The 16,388-nt window shown below is 65.4% G+C and carries 18 protein-coding genes and 1 pseudogene; 6 read left to right on the top strand and 13 right to left on the bottom strand.

Annotation, left to right across the window (positions count from 1 at the left end; all coding sequences use genetic code 11):
- The first annotated feature begins 159 nt into the window (after positions 1 to 159).
- From ACQP2U_RS19990 to ACQP2U_RS19975, 4 genes are all read left to right on the top strand, one after another.
- Positions 160 to 660: a hemerythrin domain-containing protein gene (locus ACQP2U_RS19990; RefSeq protein ID WP_433716046.1), complete on the top strand. Its 501-nt coding sequence runs from the start codon at positions 160 to 162 to the stop codon at positions 658 to 660.
- Positions 661 to 784: 124 nt separating this feature from the next.
- Positions 785 to 958 carry a CsbD family protein gene (locus ACQP2U_RS19985; RefSeq protein ID WP_433716045.1) on the top strand — a complete coding sequence of 58 codons (174 nt, stop codon included), beginning with the start codon at positions 785 to 787 and terminating at the stop codon, positions 956 to 958.
- 78 nt (positions 959 to 1,036) lie between these two features.
- The gene (locus ACQP2U_RS19980) at positions 1,037 to 1,498 is read left to right on the top strand and encodes an SRPBCC family protein (protein ID WP_397035524.1); all 462 of its coding nucleotides are present in this window, start codon (positions 1,037 to 1,039) and stop codon (positions 1,496 to 1,498) included.
- 479 nt (positions 1,499 to 1,977) lie between these two features.
- Entirely contained in the window at positions 1,978 to 2,133 is a 156-nt protein-coding gene (locus ACQP2U_RS19975; protein ID WP_433716044.1) for a DUF6131 family protein, read from the top strand.
- Between the two features lie 241 nt (positions 2,134 to 2,374).
- On the opposite strand, the gene ACQP2U_RS19970 is transcribed toward ACQP2U_RS19975, so the two are convergent.
- The 9 genes from ACQP2U_RS19970 to ACQP2U_RS19930 form a co-directional block, all read right to left on the bottom strand.
- Positions 2,375 to 2,815, bottom strand: coding sequence for a hypothetical protein (locus ACQP2U_RS19970; RefSeq protein ID WP_433716043.1), 441 nt, complete (start codon positions 2,813 to 2,815; stop codon positions 2,375 to 2,377).
- A 97-nt stretch (positions 2,816 to 2,912) separates the two neighbouring features.
- Positions 2,913 to 3,221, bottom strand: a complete 309-nt coding sequence (locus ACQP2U_RS19965; RefSeq protein WP_433716042.1) for a hypothetical protein — start codon at positions 3,219 to 3,221, stop codon at positions 2,913 to 2,915.
- A 28-nt stretch (positions 3,222 to 3,249) separates the two neighbouring features.
- Positions 3,250 to 4,170, bottom strand: a complete 921-nt coding sequence (locus ACQP2U_RS19960; protein WP_433716041.1) for a universal stress protein — start codon at positions 4,168 to 4,170, stop codon at positions 3,250 to 3,252.
- 15 nt (positions 4,171 to 4,185) lie between these two features.
- The gene (locus ACQP2U_RS19955) at positions 4,186 to 5,061 is read right to left on the bottom strand and encodes a universal stress protein (RefSeq protein ID WP_433716040.1); all 876 of its coding nucleotides are present in this window, start codon (positions 5,059 to 5,061) and stop codon (positions 4,186 to 4,188) included.
- Between the two features lie 37 nt (positions 5,062 to 5,098).
- The gene (locus ACQP2U_RS19950) at positions 5,099 to 6,013 is read right to left on the bottom strand and encodes a universal stress protein (RefSeq protein ID WP_433716039.1); all 915 of its coding nucleotides are present in this window, start codon (positions 6,011 to 6,013) and stop codon (positions 5,099 to 5,101) included.
- A gap of 258 nt (positions 6,014 to 6,271) precedes the next feature.
- Entirely contained in the window at positions 6,272 to 8,008 is a 1,737-nt protein-coding gene (locus tag ACQP2U_RS19945) for a GAF domain-containing protein (protein ID WP_433716038.1), read from the bottom strand.
- 59 nt (positions 8,009 to 8,067) lie between these two features.
- Positions 8,068 to 8,718 (bottom strand): response regulator transcription factor, encoded by a 651-nt coding sequence (locus ACQP2U_RS19940; RefSeq protein ID WP_433716037.1) that lies wholly within the window; start codon positions 8,716 to 8,718, stop codon positions 8,068 to 8,070.
- A gap of 32 nt (positions 8,719 to 8,750) precedes the next feature.
- On the bottom strand, positions 8,751 to 10,262 hold the full coding sequence (locus tag ACQP2U_RS19935) for an AAA family ATPase (protein ID WP_433716036.1): 1,512 nt from the start codon (positions 10,260 to 10,262) through the stop codon (positions 8,751 to 8,753).
- Positions 10,259 to 11,017, bottom strand: coding sequence for an SDR family NAD(P)-dependent oxidoreductase (locus ACQP2U_RS19930; protein ID WP_433716035.1), 759 nt, complete (start codon positions 11,015 to 11,017; stop codon positions 10,259 to 10,261). The genes ACQP2U_RS19935 and ACQP2U_RS19930 overlap by 4 nt, the downstream gene beginning before the upstream one ends.
- Positions 11,018 to 11,245: 228 nt before the next feature.
- On the opposite strand from ACQP2U_RS19930, the gene ACQP2U_RS19925 reads away from it, so the two are divergent.
- Both ACQP2U_RS19925 and ACQP2U_RS19920 read left to right on the top strand, forming a co-directional pair.
- The gene (locus ACQP2U_RS19925; protein WP_433716532.1) at positions 11,246 to 12,238 is read left to right on the top strand and encodes an Acg family FMN-binding oxidoreductase; all 993 of its coding nucleotides are present in this window, start codon (positions 11,246 to 11,248) and stop codon (positions 12,236 to 12,238) included.
- Between the two features lie 129 nt (positions 12,239 to 12,367).
- Positions 12,368 to 12,784 (top strand): universal stress protein, encoded by a 417-nt coding sequence (locus tag ACQP2U_RS19920; RefSeq protein ID WP_433716034.1) that lies wholly within the window; start codon positions 12,368 to 12,370, stop codon positions 12,782 to 12,784.
- 256 nt (positions 12,785 to 13,040) lie between these two features.
- Here ACQP2U_RS19920 and ACQP2U_RS19915 read toward each other — a convergent pair.
- From ACQP2U_RS19915 to ACQP2U_RS19900, 4 genes and pseudogenes are all read right to left on the bottom strand, one after another.
- Positions 13,041 to 14,899: pseudogene (locus tag ACQP2U_RS19915) on the bottom strand (putative PEP-binding protein).
- A 21-nt stretch (positions 14,900 to 14,920) separates the two neighbouring features.
- Positions 14,921 to 15,475 (bottom strand): flavodoxin domain-containing protein, encoded by a 555-nt coding sequence (locus tag ACQP2U_RS19910; RefSeq protein ID WP_433716033.1) that lies wholly within the window; start codon positions 15,473 to 15,475, stop codon positions 14,921 to 14,923.
- Between the two features lie 109 nt (positions 15,476 to 15,584).
- On the bottom strand, positions 15,585 to 15,809 hold the full coding sequence (locus ACQP2U_RS19905) for a hypothetical protein (RefSeq protein ID WP_433716032.1): 225 nt from the start codon (positions 15,807 to 15,809) through the stop codon (positions 15,585 to 15,587).
- A 272-nt stretch (positions 15,810 to 16,081) separates the two neighbouring features.
- Positions 16,082 to 16,276 carry a hypothetical protein gene (locus tag ACQP2U_RS19900; protein ID WP_433716031.1) on the bottom strand — a complete coding sequence of 65 codons (195 nt, stop codon included), beginning with the start codon at positions 16,274 to 16,276 and terminating at the stop codon, positions 16,082 to 16,084.
- Positions 16,277 to 16,388: the final 112 nt, after the last annotated feature.

The following is a 16,388-nucleotide window of genomic DNA, read 5'->3' as shown; positions in this document are numbered from 1 at the left end:
CGAGCGCGGTCGAGTTTGCTCGGCGGCTGAGCACCGCGGCTGCTCGAAGCCTCACCGCGATTCGCGATCATGCCGATCGCAGCTATCCGATGGCAGCGGTTTTGCTGGCGTGCCAGCGGGAATAACGGGCGAAACCGTCCATATCCCTGGGGAGTAACCATGAGTACCGACGCGATCGTGCTGCTGCGCGACGACCACAAGGCAATCCGCAAACTCTTCCGTGAGTTCGAGAAGGCCGAGCAGGACGCGTACGCCACCAAGGGGCGGGTGGTCGACAAGATCATCGAGGCGCTGACAGTGCACACCTACATCGAGAACGAGTGCATGTATCCCGAGGTCCGCAAGCTGGCGCCCGACCTGGAGGACGACATCCTCGAGTCCTACGAGGAACACCATGTCGCCGATCTGCTGGTGGGGGAGTTGGCGACGATGAAGCCGGAGGACGAGCGCTTCACCGCCAAGACCACCGTGCTGATCGAAAGCGTGGATCACCACATCGACGAAGAGGAAAACGAGTGGTTCCCCAAGGTCCGTGAGGAGCTGGGTCGCAAGCAACTGCAGGAAATCGGCGCCCGCATGATCGAACTGAAGAAGGAGGCGCCCACCTCGCCCGCCCAACCCTCGGCGCTGAAGAAGACCATCGACGCCGTGATTTCCTGAGAACAGCTAGCCCTCGGCCCCGGCAACTCTCCTCAGCAGCGTTTGGCTGTCCGAATGCGGGTTATCGCCAGAAGACCGGCTGGAACCAGCAGGCCGGGCACCTTCGAACAAAGGGGCCGCAATCATGGGCACTGTAGACAAGGCAAAGAATAAGGCCGAGGAACTCTCCGGTAAGGCCAAGGAGAAGTTCGGCCAGGCAACCGACGACCGGGACAAGAAGCAGGAAGGCAAGACCGAGCAGACCAAGTCCAACCTCAAGGATGCGGGCGAGAAGGTCAAGGACGCCTTTCGCGACTGACTTGTCCATGCGTGCATGTTCCATCTCGGCCGGACGCATAGGCGTCGGCATCGGGACGAGCCTGGAAAGGAAGCTGATATGAGCACTGTGGCCGCGACCGTCGATGTCGAAGTACCGGTTCGCACCGCCTACAACCAGTGGACACAGTTCGAGACATTCCCGCAGTTCATGCAGGGTGTGGAGGCGGTAGACCAACTCGACGACAAGCACACCCATTGGCGTATCCACGTCGGACCCTCGACCCGGGAATTCGACGCGACCATCACCGAGCAGCATCCCGACGAACGTGTCGCGTGGAAGTCCGATAGTGGTCCCGATCACGCGGGCGTGATCACTTTTCATCGGCTGGACGACACCCACACGCGGATCGCCGCGCAGATGGATATCGATCCGGAAGGGTTCGTGGAGAACGCCGCCGACAAGCTCGGCCTGCTGAAACATCGCGTCAATGGCGACATGCAGCGCTTCAAGAAGTTCATCGAAGGCCAGCAGCATGAAACAGGCGCCTGGCGTGGTGATATTCCACGCCCTGACGCATAACTCGGATTACCTGACGCTCGCGCTCTAGGGCCTTCCAGCAGCAAGAGCGCGAGCGGGTCCGGGCCGAGCAGGGCTGAGTAGCGGCCACCGTCGAAGAGCCCTGCTCGGCCCGCTGCGCTGGACCGCGAATACTCAACCAGTCTCCGAACCATCGGTACGCCGCGCTCGGTCCCGGGATACGAAATGACGAGCCATGGGCGACGAGCACTCAACTCCCGCGAACGCGCCGCTAGCCATTGCTGAGCGTACTGTCAGCAAACATGCGATCGGGCTGCAACTTCGATAAATGGGTGTACATCCTCGGTCCTGAGGCGTCTACTTAATATGCAGCACACAGGTCGATCGTCGTGGCCGTGTGCTTCCCGTGGCCGTGGCTGGGTGTGCGTAGTGACGCGTGCTGGCATTGCGCACATGACCGATACAGCACCGGAGGGTTTCTGAGCCCCTTCGAACACAGCAGCGAAACGAGGTAGCTGGCCATGATCGTTCTCGGAATCATTCTTCTTGTGCTTGGTTTCATATTCAACATCCCGATCCTCTGGACTATCGGGATCGTGGTTCTTGTCATCGGGCTCGTGTTGTTGCTGTTGGGGTCGACGGGTCGCGCCGTCGGCGGCCGACGCCATTACTACTGACCCGGCGCGCGTTTGCGCTCTGATCGGGTCGCTGCGACCGCTATCGGCTGAGCGCGCTCGGCGTCGGCGGCAGCCGCTAGCGCTCGTGCGGCAAACTTCTCGATCATGGGACCGCCGGTCGAGTCGTCGGTGCCGCGTTCACGGCGGGCATCGATCCCATGAGACGGGCATTCCCGAAGGTTGTGCTCGATCGGCTCGGCCGCAACGATTTCCCGTTGCGGCCGGGCTCATGCGGACAAGATTATGTGGCGTCGCGATGTGGACGTTCGAGTGTGTTCCGCGCGCGTTCGAGTACCTGTCGCGGTTCGAAATGGTCGGCCTGCCACGAGTCGGTGCCGATACCCACTTTGCCGCGCCAGGCGCGCACGACCTTGGTATGCACCGGCCATCGCACGAATCGGCGCATATCCTCTTCCGATTCCCACACCGTGATGGATCCGCCGCGCAGCGCGGTGGGCCGGCCCCACAGCCATAGGCCCACCGCGCCCTGCATGACCGGCCAGGTGTTCCCCAGCTCGAGCCCGATCTCATAGATGCTGCGGACTTCCTCCTCGGACCGAGCCAGAAAGTCGGTCACGCTGACGAACACACTCCCGGAAACATCCTGGCGCGGACCGGGTTTCCACGGCATGAGCATGATGCCGTCCGCGAACGGCTGCTCGGGTATCTCAATAGTACGCACGTGCCTATAGTAGGCATATGCGTACTATTATGGGAAGCGTGTGGTTCAACTCATTGCGCGCATGGTCTGCGAATCCAGGCCATCCCGGGACCCGACCTCACGGTCCGGTGACCTCCACGGCCGCTGGATCCGTCGCGACGGCCTCGGTCACCGCGCCGCTCGTCGCTAGGCGGCGCAGCCGTTCGTGTTCGAGGAGGAACAGCGAAATGCTGGTAAGAAGCAGCAGTGCGGTGGTTAAGGCGCCGAGTTTCGTCCAACCGGCGAAACCGTAGGCCGCGGCGGTGAGTGTCGACGCCAGGCCGACAACCCCGAGCGCGAACAGCACAATGCCCGGGAGGTTGAATGGGTCGGCCAGGCTCTCGCCGGGTTTGGTGTGGAAGGGCGCATCAAATGTCGCGTTGCTCATGATGACTCCTCAGAGGTCGAAGTGTCAGCTATTTCGGATGTACGACCATGACCGGACAGTCGGCGTGCTGCACGAGCCAATTGCTGGTCGATCCCAGCAGCAGGCCACGAAATCCGCCGCGACCACGACTGCCGACCACGATCAGCTGTGCGAACTCCGACCATTTGCCCAGCAGCCCGCGTGGTCCGAGAACCGAGACCTTGCGGGTCACGGTGACATCGGGATACTTCTCCTGCCAGCCCGCGAGCCGCTCCGCCAACAGCGCGTGTTCGGCGATCTCCAGGTCGACGATCGGGACTTCCAGATAGTTGGTTCCTGCGAACGCGCCGACATTGAGATCGCTCCAGGCGTGCACGGCGACGAGTTCGGCGTCGCGTTCGGATGCCTGCGCGAATGCCGCGGCGATGGCGGCTTCACCGACCGGGCTGCCGTCGACGCCGACCACGACCGGACCGCCCGGATGAGCCGGTTGCCCTGTCTCGGCGCCCCGTACGACGACCGTGGCACCGTGCGCATGGCTGACCACCGCCAGCAAGGTCGACCCGAGGTGAGCGAGGGTACCGACACCCGGCGTGGCACCGAGTGCGACGAGGTTGGCGGTTTGCGAGAGTTCGATCAACAATTTCGCTGGATTCGCCTCGGAGAGCTCCGTGGCGATGGCCAGTGCGGGGTCGAAGTCGTGCGCGAGTTCAGCGGCCTTGGCGAGGATGTGCTCACCGTCGGCATGCATTGTCGCGATGACCGAGGGCTCCATGGAGTCATAGCTCCCCAGGACCGCGCGGGTACCGATGAGGTCGAGGCAGTGCACAATCAGCAGCCGCCGTCGGTTTCGAGCCGCCGTTTGCGCGGCCCATCGAACGGCGGCATTGCTGGTTGTCGACCCGTCGGCTCCCACCACTACGGCAGCTGATGCCAGTTGGTGCAGATTCTCATCGCGTTGAGCAGTCATTGTCGATGCCTTCGGTTAGTTTTCTGTGCGGGCGATGATGAGGGGGCAGTCGGTGGCGTGTAGGACGGCTTGGCTGACCGAGCCGAGGGTCATGCCCGCGAAGCCGCCGCGGCCGCGGCTGCCGAGGACGATCAGTTGCGCGTATTCGGCCTCGGCGAGTAGGCGTCTGGCTGGTCGATCCTCGACGACCAGGCGCTCGACCTGGAGGTCGGGATAGTTTTCCGCGTAGCCGGCCAGGCTCTCGGAGAGCAGTTCCTCGGCTTCTTTCTGCATATCGTCGCGGGCGGTGTAGCGGTTGAATTCGGACCAGGTGAGCACCGCGCGCAGTGCGACTTCGCGGTGGGCGGCCTGGTCGTAGGCGACCTCGATGGCGCGGGTGGCGCTGGGGGAGCCGTCGACACCGAGGAGTACCGGTCCGAGCAGTCGATCGGCTTTGTCGTTCTCGGGTTCGGGGATCACGGCGACCGGGCAGTGCGCGTGGCGTGCGACGGCGGTACTGACCGAGCCGAGCAGGCCACGGCGGAACGCGCCGAGTCCGCGGGTGCCGACGACGAGCATGCGTGCTTCTTTGGAGCGGTCGAGCAGGACCGGGATCGGTGGTGCGTCGATGACAAAGGTGGCGATATCGAGGTCGCCGATGGGGGCGGCTGCCGCGGTCGCGTGGTCGCGGGCGGCGTTGACGGCGGCGGTACCGGTGGCTCGATAGGTGTCGTAATCGATGGGGTCGAAGGCGATTCCGGGACCGAAGTCCATCGGCGCGCCGATGCCGTACACGATGTGCAGGGGTGCGCGGTGGCGCACGGCGTCGATCGCGGCCCAGCGCAGCGCCTCGGTGGCGGCGTCGGAGCCGTCGACGCCGACGAGTACGGGGGGATTGATGGTGGTGGACATGAGATTTCACGGCCCCTTCGGGTTGGGGGGTGGCGCTCTACTGGGGGTGGACGACCATGACCGGGCAATGCGCGGTCTGTACCAGCGCATTGCTGGTGGAGCCGAGTAGCAGTCCGCGGAATCCACCGCGCCCGCGGCTGCCGAGGACGAGCAGCTGCGCCGAGCGCGACCATTCGCGCAGGGCTTGGCGCGGGCCCGACAGGTACACCTTGCGGATGACTTGCACCTCCGGGTACTTCTCCTGCCAGCCCGCGAGCTGTTCGGTCAGGATTGCCTGTCCGGCGGTCTCGGCGTCGTGATCGGAGACGGCGTAGGGCAGTCCGGCGAAGCGGCCGAAATACAGGTCACTGCACGCGTGGACGGCGATGAGTCGGGTGTTGCGTTCGCTGGCTTCGGCGAACGCGGCCCCGACCGCGGCGGTGCTGACCGGGCCGCCGTCGGCGCCGAGCACGACCGGGCCGACGTGTCGGGTCTGTTGTTCGGTGTCGGTGTCACGCACGACCACGATCGCACCGCGGCCGTGGCTGGCGACCGCGAGCAGTGTCGATCCGAGATGGCTCAGGGTACCGGCGCTACCCGTCGCGCCGATCGCGACGAGATGCGCCGTCTCGGACAGCTCGATCAACATCTGTGCCGGATTGGCTTGGTAGAGTTCGGTTTCCACGGTCAGACCGGGATCCACGTCGTGGGCGAGTCGGCGTGCCGTGCGCAGTATGTCGGCGCCTTCGCATCGAATCACGTCGATCACCGGTGGCATGATCACCTCGTAGATCCCGTACGCAGACCCCGCCGCAGCGAGGTCGAGACCGTGCACGATGCGCAGGCGCCGACCCCGCTGTGCGGCGGTTTCGGCGGCCCATCGCACGGCGAGATCGGCCGCTGCGGAACCGTCGGTTCCGACTATTACGTCCGCCGACGCCAGCCGGTGTGGATCGTCGTGCTGGGTCGTCATGGGTGGTGCCCCTTCGGGTTTGCGATAGATCGGCTACCCGTAGGTTAGGAATCCGAGGCCCTCGCGCACGCCTGGCATTGGTCACGAACCGCAGGGCCCAAAGACCGCACATGCCAAGGGATATGCACACATCACTCAGCGCACGCACAGCCGAGCTCAGGGCATAGCCGCCGACCAGAGAGCAGCACTGCGCTCGGGTTAGCCCTTCGTGACACCTGAGCTGCGCCGGCCATGTGAGCACCTCCAGGGTGCATTCGCTCAGGGCAGCGGAGCTGACCAGCGCAGCACCGTGCCGCTGTCGGTGCCTTTGGTGACACTGAAACTGCCGCCGACCTCTTCGGCGCGTGCGGCCAGGTTCGCCAACCCGCTCAGACGTGCCACATCGTCGGGCACGCCGACGCCGTCGTCGATGATCTCGATGGTGACGTCGTCGCGCACCCGCAGATGGACCGATACCGTGGTGGCCGACGCGTGCCGGACCGCATTGCTCACACCCTCGCGCAGCACCGCCTCGACATCCTCCGACAGGGGCGGCTCCAGCACCGAGACCGGTCCGGCCAGTCGAATCGTGGTGCGCAGCCCGCTTTCTCCGATCATTTCGGCGATGATGCCGTGCAACCGCTTGCGCAGCGTCGGGGCATCGGCGGTGGAGCTGCCGTGCAGGTCGAAGATCGAATGCCGGATATCCTGCACGATCGACTGGATGTCCTGGATGATCTCGGTGAGCCGGGATTTGACCTCGGGCGCGCGGGCCCGTTGGGCAGTGCTCTGCAGTGATAGGCCGACCGCGAAGAGGCGCTGGATGACGTGGTCGTGCAGATCGCGCGCGATCCGGTCGCGGTCGGAGAGCACATCGAGCTCGCGCATCCGCCGTTGGATGGTCGCCTGCTGCAAGGCCAGGGCTGCCTGATCGGAGAAGGCGGCCATCATCGATTGCCCGGCCTCGTCCAAGGGCTGCGCATCCACGGGCTGTACGGTGGCCAGGACGCCGATGACCGAGTCCTCGGCCCGCAGCGGCAGGATCAGCGCCGGGCCGAATTTGGCCGGCTCGTCGAACATCGGGGTGAAGTCCAATTCGTCGACGGCGACACCGCGGCCGTCACAGAACGCCTGGCCGGAATGCGATTCGCTGATCGGGATGCGCTCGCCGATGAGCGAGTCGGCGCCGATACCCGCTGCGGCGACGACGACCAGTTCGCTGACATCCTCGGTGGGGATATCGCGATCCTCGGGCATGGCCAGGAAGGTGCACGCCGAGCGGGTCAGCGTCAATGCCCGGTCGGCGACCAGATCGAGTGCGGTGCCGGGTTCGCCGCCCGCGAGCAGTTCGGTGGCGACATCGCGGTTGGCTTCCAGCCATTGCTGGCGGATGCGGGACTGCTCGTAGAGGCGAGCGTTGGCGATGGCGATACCCGCCGCGGCGGCAAGCGCTTGCACCACGACCTCGTCGTCCTCGGTGAATTCCTGACCACCGGACTTCTCGGTCAAATACAGGTTGCCGAACACCTCGTCGCGCACCTTCACCGGTACGCCGAGGAAAGAGTGCATCGGCGGATGATGGGCAGGAAAGCCGACCGAGGAAGGATGCCTCGAAAGGTTGGTCAACCGAAGGGGTTTGGGCTCTTCGATCAGCAGGCCGAGCACACCGTGACCGCGCGGCAGATCGCCGATCATGACGCGAGTGCGGTCATCGATGCCCTCGTAGACGAATTCGGACAGCTCATTGCTGGTCTTATCGGTTTCGCGCACGCCGAGCGCGCCGTATCCGGCGTCGACCAATTCGATGGCGGTGTGCACGATCGAGCGCAGCGTGTTGTCCAGGTCGAGTCCGGCGGTGACGACGAGCATGGCCTCGATCAGGCGATCCATCTGATCGCGGACCCCGACGATCTGCGCGATGCGGTCCTGGACCTCGCCGAGCAGTTCACGCAGCCGCAGCTGGGACAATGTTTCCGTCAGCGGCGTCGAACCGGAGACGGTCGACTCACCTTCCATGATCTACATTCTGCCCGGATGGTGTACCGCGTGTCACACCAAGGGAGACCGAACCCCGCTCACTCCTGCTGCTTGGCCGGGGTGTTGAGTTTGGAGGCCAGCACGGCGGCCTGGGTGCGGCGTTCGACACCGAGTTTGGTCAACAGCCGCGAGACATAGTTCTTCACGGTCTTCTCCGCCAAAAACATCCGACCCGCGATCTGCCGATTCGTCAGCCCCTCACCGAGCAAACCGAGCAGGGTCCGTTCCTGTTCGGTGAGACCGGCCAGCGGCCCGGTCTTTGCCTCGGCCTCCTCACGCAGCTTCGCCATCAACGCCGCGGCCGCGCGATTGTCCAGCAGCGACTTACCCGCGCCGACCTCGCGAATGGCCTCGACCAGCTCGATGGTGTCGATGTCCTTGACCACATATCCGCTGGCACCGGCCAAGATGGCATCGAGCATGGCCTGTTCGTCGGTGAACGAGGTGAGTATCAGACACCGCAGCTCCGGATGCTGATCCAGCAGCTCGCGGCACAGTTCGATGCCATTGCCGTCGGGCAGGCGCACATCGAGGACCACGACCTGCGGGCGCAGCGCGGGTATGCGCGCCAAGGCCTGCGCCACCGTGCCCGCCTCGCCGATGACCTCGAGATCGGACTCGGACTCGATCAGATCCCGCACCCCACGACGGACGATCTGATGGTCATCGACCAAGAACACGCTGGTCATCGCCAAGTACCTCCCTCGATTCACATTTCACCCTACTGAGCCATCGGGCACGCCGTGTCGGAGACAGACCCGGTTTGATGACGAAAGTCCCTAGCCGCGTTCTGTTCGGTCCAGGCGCGAACGGCTGCGGCCACGGTGTGGTGGAGTGGTATTGCTGTGTCGAGAGTTATCGCGTCGGACCATGACGACGCCTCTGCCGCCATGGCATCGGCGATATCCGGTGTCGCATCGGATTCGCATGCCGCGCGTTGTCCGATCCGGCGACTCGCCACGGCTCGCGGGCAAACGCATTGCAGCGCCAACAAGTCGCCGTGGGTTTCCTCGGCGAGTGCCGCCGCGCGACCGCGTTCGGACGCGTCGATCCAGCTCGCGTCGAGAATGACCGAGACACCGGACGCCAATAGTGCGTGAGCCTGGGCGAGCATCTCGGCGTAGACATAGGCCTTACCCGCCGGGGCATACGCGCCCGCCGCGTAGGTACCGAGCGAACCCGTCAGCTCATGCCCAGCCAGCAGCTGCCTGCGCACATGATCGCTGGATATGACGGTCGCGCCGGTGGCCGCCGCGAGTTCGGCGGCCACGGTTGATTTCCCCGTGCCGGGCAGACCGCCGACAAGGACGAGCCGCACTGCGGCTTGTTCCAGATGGCGCGCGGCGATCCGCAGGTGCCGTTGCGCGCGTTCGCATGCGGCGGTTTCGCCCTGTCCGAAGCGGATGACATCGACCTTTGCGCGGACCAGCGCACGATAGGCGATGTAGTGATCGCGTAGCGAGGTCGGCGCCGGATCCGCGGTGGTTCGGAGGTATTCGTCGAGCACTCGATCGCCCAGTTCACGATGGCCGAGGAATTCCAGATCCATTGCGAGAAAGGCGATGTCGTCGAGGCAGTCGACGTAGCGCAGTCGATCGTCGAAGTCCAGACAGTCCAGTACCCGGAAGCCGTCGGCGAGATCGAAGATGTCCTCGGCGAGCAGGTCGCCGTGCCCGTCGACGATGCGGCCATCGGCAATACGCTGCGCCAGCAATGGCTTTCGGCCCTCGATGTAGCGCATCGCGAGTCGATCGATGCGCGCGAGTTCCGTCGGATTCACGAGATCGGCTGATTGCTCCGCGAGCGGGTCGAGTAGTGCACGCCAGCGCCCAAGTAGTTGCTCCGGCGTCGCGGCGTGATCTATCTCCGGTCCGCGCCGTGCCATGTGGTGGAACAGGGTAAGCACCTCGACCAGTGCGGTCAGTTCCGATCCGCGCACCTGCGGGTCGGCGAGCACATTGGTCAGGCGTCGTTCTTCTGGCATCCGCCGCATGACGATTACCGGTTCGTCAGGGCCACCGGTCGGATCGGTGAGGTGTGCGACGCCGAGATAGACATCCGGCGCCAGTCGCCGATTCAACTCGACCTCGCGGGCACAGGCGTGCTCGCGCAGCGGTGCTGTGCTGAAGTCTAGAAAGTCGGTGGCGATAGACTTCTTGCTTTTGTACGCCCGGTCCCCGCAGAGCACCACGATGCCGGTGTGGGTTTCCCATAGTTGGGCGGCCGCAGTCATTGCCACGTTCCGTGCGCCTGCGCGGGTTCGACGAGGGTCATGCCCGCGCTAGCACCACCGTCGATGACGAATTCCGACCCGGTTGAGAAAGTGGCCTGGGTGACGATGAAACCGACCATCGCCGCGACCTCCTCCGGCTCGCCGAAACGCGGCAGCGGCTGTCCCGCGATGACACTCGCGTCGAAGCCAGCGGTCATCGGGGTGTGAATGGGGCCCGGATGCACCGAGCAGACCCGGATCCCGGCGCCGCCGAGTTCGAGCGCGGCGGACTTGGTCAGTCCGCGCAGGCCCCATTTGCTTGCCACGTATCCCGCGATCCCGGAATAGCCCATGAGACCGGCGGTCGAAGAGATGTTGACGATGACGCCGTCCCCATTGGCACGCAGCCGCGGGGCCGCCAGATGCATGCCGAGCCACGCACCGTACAGGTTGACGTCCACGACATGGCGGAACATTGCCGGGGATTCGGACTCGACGCCGCCGAAGTCGACGATGCCCGCATTGTTCACCAGGACCGCGAGGGGCCCGAAGGTCGCCTCGGCATCATCGAGCGCCTGCCGCCAGCCGTATTCGTCGGTGACGTCGAGGTGTCGGAACATGGCTCTCGGGCCGAGGGATTGGGCCGTCGCCTCTGCATCGAGAAGATCGGCCACGACAACACTGAGCCCGGATTTGACCAGCGTACGGGCGATGGCCGCACCGATGCCGCGCGCGCCACCGGTGACGACGGCACTGCGGCCGTGGAATTCGGACATGGTGTCAACCTCCGTTTTCGGTGACGCAGCTCGGGGTACTCACTGCTGCATTCAGGATTTCGCAGTGGGTAGCGCAGCGTGATGGCCGAAGGTCATTGATGTGGCGGGACTTCCGTACCGTCCCCTACACGCGACGTCCGAAGTCCCGTAAGGAGAGGCCGTCCTGCTCTAACCGGCAGAGGTGCATCGGTGGCAGCGTGAAATGGAATGAAGGAAGGGATGACGAGAATGGACCGCGGACTGCCCGATGATCACACTGTGAAGGCAGCGCTTGCGCTCGCGGTGCGGGCGCCGTCGGTACACAATACCCAACCGTGGCGATGGCGAATCGCCGATCACTGCGTGCAGCTGTACCTGGACCCCGCCCGGGCGCTGTCGTCGACCGACGCCGATCAACGTGACATGGTGTTGAGTTGCGGTGCGGCACTGCATCATCTGCGGGTCGCCTTCGCCGCGCTCGGCTGGTCGGCGGTGGTGCACCGGCTGCCGAGCCCGGCTGAACCGAACCACCTGGCGACGATCGAACTGGTGCGGCATCGGCCGAATTCCCAAGATCTCGCGCTGAGTGCCGCGATCCCCCGCAGAAGGACCGATTATCGGCATTTCAGCTCATGGCCGGTGCCGCCGGGGTATCTGGGACTGGTCAGCGAGCGCGCCGCGAGATTGGGTGCGGTCGTGCGGCAGGTGAGCGGTACGCCGCGTGAGCTATTGGACGATCCCCTACGTGACGCGGCCCAGCGTCGGGCCGAGGATCTGGAGAAGTACCGATTGGAACTGGCTGAGTGGAGCGGCAGGCACGGAATACAGGATGATGTGCTCGCCGGAGGCGCTACGCGAGTTCGGACCGATGATGAATTTCCGGCCGGCGCGTTCGCCGGTCCGCAATTGACCGGTGAGGTGCACGAACCCGACTTCGCCGAACTGCTCGTGCTCGGCACCTCAGGCGATGATCGACAGTCGCGACTGTGCGCGGGCGAGGCGTTGAGCGCCGTCCTGCTGACAGCGACGAACGTCGGCCTGGCCACCTGCGTACTGACCGAACCGCTCGAAATCCCGGCGCTGCGCCCCCAGGTTCGTGCCGCAGGCTTGGAGGGCTATCCGCAGGCTCTGATCAGGGTCGGTTGGGCGCCGACGAGTTCCGATCCGCTGCCCATGACACCGCGCCGGGAGATCGAGGAAGTGCTCGATACCATCGATACCAGCGAGGCAACAGCCTGCTAGGGATCGACTACGTCGAAGATCGGCGCCTCTGTCCGGGCCGCGCTCGGGTCGGTCAGTACTGCGATCACCCATCATGCGCACTGCCCGGTCGCGGTGATACACGGAAATTCAGCGCTCGATCCGGTGTCTGTGGGTAAACCCGTCCTGGTCGGTGTCGACGGATCAGAGAACAGTGTGCCTGCCATCGAGTTAGCGTTCGAGGAGGCGTCGCGGCGCAAGGTCGGGCTGACGACGCTGCACACGTGGAGTGATGCCAGCGGGATCGATCTGCCGCATTCGGGCTGGGAGGCCGCGCGCGAGTCCGAGCAGACGCTGCTGGCCGAGAATATGGCCGGCTACCGGGATCGGTATCCGGACGTGGCCGTGATACGAATCCTGAAGCTGGACCGCCCCGTTCGAGCGCTGCTCGAGGAGTCGTTGAATGCGCAGCTGCTCGTGGTCGGCAGCCACGGCCGCGGCGGATTCGCGAGCATGCTGCTGGGATCCACCAGCAACGCCTTGTTGCATACGGTGGAGTGCCCGATGATCGTGGTGCGCAAATCCTGATCCGATCCCACCGGAGGCGCGGGTGTCCGAATCGGACCCCCGCGCCGATGTTCGCGCGGCGGTGGGTGTGCATTGGACAGAGCACGAGAGATCTATGAGCGTCGCACGCGGCGAACCCGTTGCTTGTGATGACCAACTAAAATCGGGGTGCGCACGGGAGCGATCCGGGTGTGAAGCGAGGTGCACGACGGAGGTGCTGTTCTGTGACGCACAGTTGTGGCCCTGGCAGCGGAATGCCCAGGGCCACAACTGTGTTTCAGCGCGGTGTCGCCGAACCGGGTTCGCCGAGCGCTCGGTCGAGCAGGAGACGGCGTTCGGCGGCGGCGACTGCGCGGCGTGCCGCCGGTGCGGCGTCCGGGGTGACCGAGATGGACGTAATACCCATGCGGACAAGGTGTTCGGCGAATTCTGGACGGTTCGATGGTGCCTGTCCGCACAGCGACGAGGTGATGCCGAGGCGGCGGGCGGTCGAGACGATGCGGGTGATGGCATCGAGTACCGCGGGATCGGATTCGTCGAACAGCTCGGCACATTGCTCGGAGTCGCGGTCGACGCCGAGCATCAGCTGGGTGAGGTCGTTGCTGCCGATGGAGACTCCGTCGATGCCGAGACCGATGTATTCGGGCAGCCAGTGCACCACCGAGGGCACCTTCGGCCATGACCCAGCGGTGCAGTCCACGCTGGCGGCCGAGTGGGCTGGCATCGACGAGTTCCAGACAGGCCGCCAGCTCCCAGCGGGTGCGCACAAACGGAATCATCAAGTGCAGGTTGGGGGTTCGTTCGCGCGCCTGGGCCAATGCGGCCAGCTCGAGTCCGAACAGTTCGGGTTCGCGGATGTAGCGGTAGCAGCCGCGGTAACCGATCATCGGATTGTGTTCGACCGGCTCGTAGCGGGGTCCGCCGGTCAATGCACGGAATTCATTGCTGCGCATGTCGATTGCCCGGTAGACGACCGGTCGCGGCGCGAAGGCGGCGGTAATGCGGTGCAGTGACTCGGCCATTCTCGTCACGAAGGCCTGTTCCTCTCCGCGGGCGATGAGATCGCGCGGATGCCGTCCGCCGAGCGCCTCGGTGAGCAGTGTCTCCGCGCGCAATAGGCCGACACCGTCGACATCGGATGCGGCGACACGCTCGGCGGCTTCGGGCAGTGCGAGGTTGACATAGATCCGGGTGGGCGTCGGTTCGGATGCCGCGACCGTGGGCGCGGATGCGGCGGTAACCGTGGTTGTACTCGATTCCACTTGTCCCGCACGGACTTCGCCCGTCCTGCCGTCCACGGTGACCAGTATTCCGTCGGCGAGTGCTCTAGTGGCCGTGCGGGTGCCGACCACGCACGGGACACCGAGCTCCCGCGCGACGATCGCGGCGTAACAGGTCATCCTCCCGCCGCTGTCGGTGACGACCGCCGCGGCTCGAGTAATGGTGGGTAGCCAATCCGGATTGGTCATCGGCGCCACCAGCACCTCACCGTCGCGCAGTGCTTGGCCCTGCGCTGGTGAGCTGAGGACACGGACCGCACCGCTCGCCTGGCCGGGTGCGGCGGTGAATGCCACGCCGGACCGGCGCGCGCGCACCACAACGGCCATCGCCGGTCGCTGCCGCAGTCCGCGCCGTGCTCGATAGGTCACCCACACGTGGGGTGAACAGTGACGCCCAGCAGTCGATCAGGGCGGCGATCAGCTTGTCATCACCGTGCACATTAGTGCGCGAGAGATTCATTCCCGCGAAAGACGAGGTGGCGCTGTCCTCACCGACCGCCGACGAGCGCACCGCCACCGTGACCTCGTCGCCGAGTGCGTGATACGCGGCCAGAATGATGCTGCGCACCGTGTCATCCAGAGCGGTCCAGTGCACGAGTTCGCGCATCCGGCGGCATAATTCGGTCACCCGAGGGCCGTCGGCGCTCGCGTCGAGTGCCTCAGTGTGCAAACTGTCAAGTTCCGCACCGTTCGGCCCGTCCGCGATCACCTGCTCATAGCAGTGGCGCAGGATGACGAAACCCGGTGGTACGCGCAGACCGGTCGTGACCAGTTCGCCGAGGTTCGCGCCCTTGCCACCGGCCCGGCCCGCGTCGGTGAGTCGCAGTTCGCCGAGTTCGGCTACGTAGTCGCCCATGTCGACTCCCATGTGTTCGTGTTATGGATGGATCGGCGTCGATTTGGCCTGGGGCAGGCCAAGCGAGTGGGCGATGCTCGTGGTCCAACCCAGGATCGCCTCCCAATCGCGGAGATCGCCGTAATGTCCGCCGCCCATCAGCCGGTACAGCGTGCGTGCTTTCAGCGAGACGCCCGCACGCTCGTAGTGTCCGGCGAAGGCGTGATAGCCGCGCGGTGCGATCGAATCACGCAGCGCCGCGATCTTTTTCGGCACGGTGCGGCCTATCCACCGACCGATCGGACCGCGCAGCGCCGGGCCGAGCCCGACACTGAACAGCCAGACCTGGGCCTGCGTCAGTTGGTCGTGGTGAGTATTCACAAAGGAAGTCATCGTCGGGAGCAGTTGCATGTTGTGCACCGCACTGCCGAGGATGATGGCATTGAAACCGGACAGTTCCGGCGCATGCTCGATATCGCTCAGCTCGATTTCGGCCCCGCGCGCGGCGAGCGCGTCAGCGATGAATTCGGCGATATCGCGGGTCGATCCTTGTGCGGTCGCGTAGAGGACCGCGATGCGGGTGGTATTCGATTCCATACCGATAGCGTCGCGCCGTACGGTGCTGCCGGGCAGAGGCGTGGTGCCCGCAGTGCCGGGACCAATGGCCCATCGGTGTGCTCGAAGAGCCCGGTGGCGTCGGAGGGTTTCAGAAAAGACGCCTGCGGCGGGAAGCAGAAGGTCGCCAGCCGGTAGGCCAGAACACCGGCGAGCGCGGGCCCGCTCGACACGCCGCCGCCAGCGCGGCCTCTCCGATACCGAGGCACGCGGGGTCGGGTTCGCCGCCCTCCGGGTCTACCATCGCCACCCCGATCGCCTCCGCGGCCGCGGCAAGCACATCGGGCAGCAGACCGGGCTGGTTGCGGGTCGCCATCAGCCAGCGCCAGCGCCAGCGCCAGCGGCGGCAGAGGCAGATGCGCCGCACTGAGCAACGCGTCGGCACCGCGCACCATCGCGCACCGGCCAGGCATTGCGCAGCGCGTCGAATACTTCGTCGGCGGCGACGGGTTCCACTCGCCATCGGCGATCGCGACGCGCTGCAATTCCAGCAATTGCCGGATCACTCGGGCCTCACACAATCTGCCCGCGCCGAAAGCGGCCGCGAAGCCGTTCCCCGGGGTAGGCATCGGGCCAGTCCGCCTTAGCTCATGGCTCAGCAGGGAGATCAACACCCGACGGCGCCGACCGCGGCAACCAGCAAGGCCCCGCGGAGTTCCCATGGATTTCGCTGAGCGAGCGGCCGAGGAGAAAGGCGAAAAGGCCGAGGGTGACCAGTGCCGACCAGTGCGCGCCGATGCGGATGCCCGCGACACGTCCCAGCGGAATCGTCGCACGCAACATATCAACGCTCCCGCGCTTCGGTGCCGACCACACCTTCGGCGAGCAGAATGCGGTGAGGCTGCTGGGCCGCTCGGGTCGACCGGTCGTCGCCGGGTCTATCGGCGGGAAGGCG

It is taken from the genome of Nocardia sp. CA-084685, from assembly GCF_050955785.1.
GTDB lineage: Bacteria > Actinomycetota > Actinomycetes > Mycobacteriales > Mycobacteriaceae > Nocardia.
Note: the sequence above shows the minus strand (reverse complement) of the source record. Positions and strands in the feature narration are given on the sequence as shown.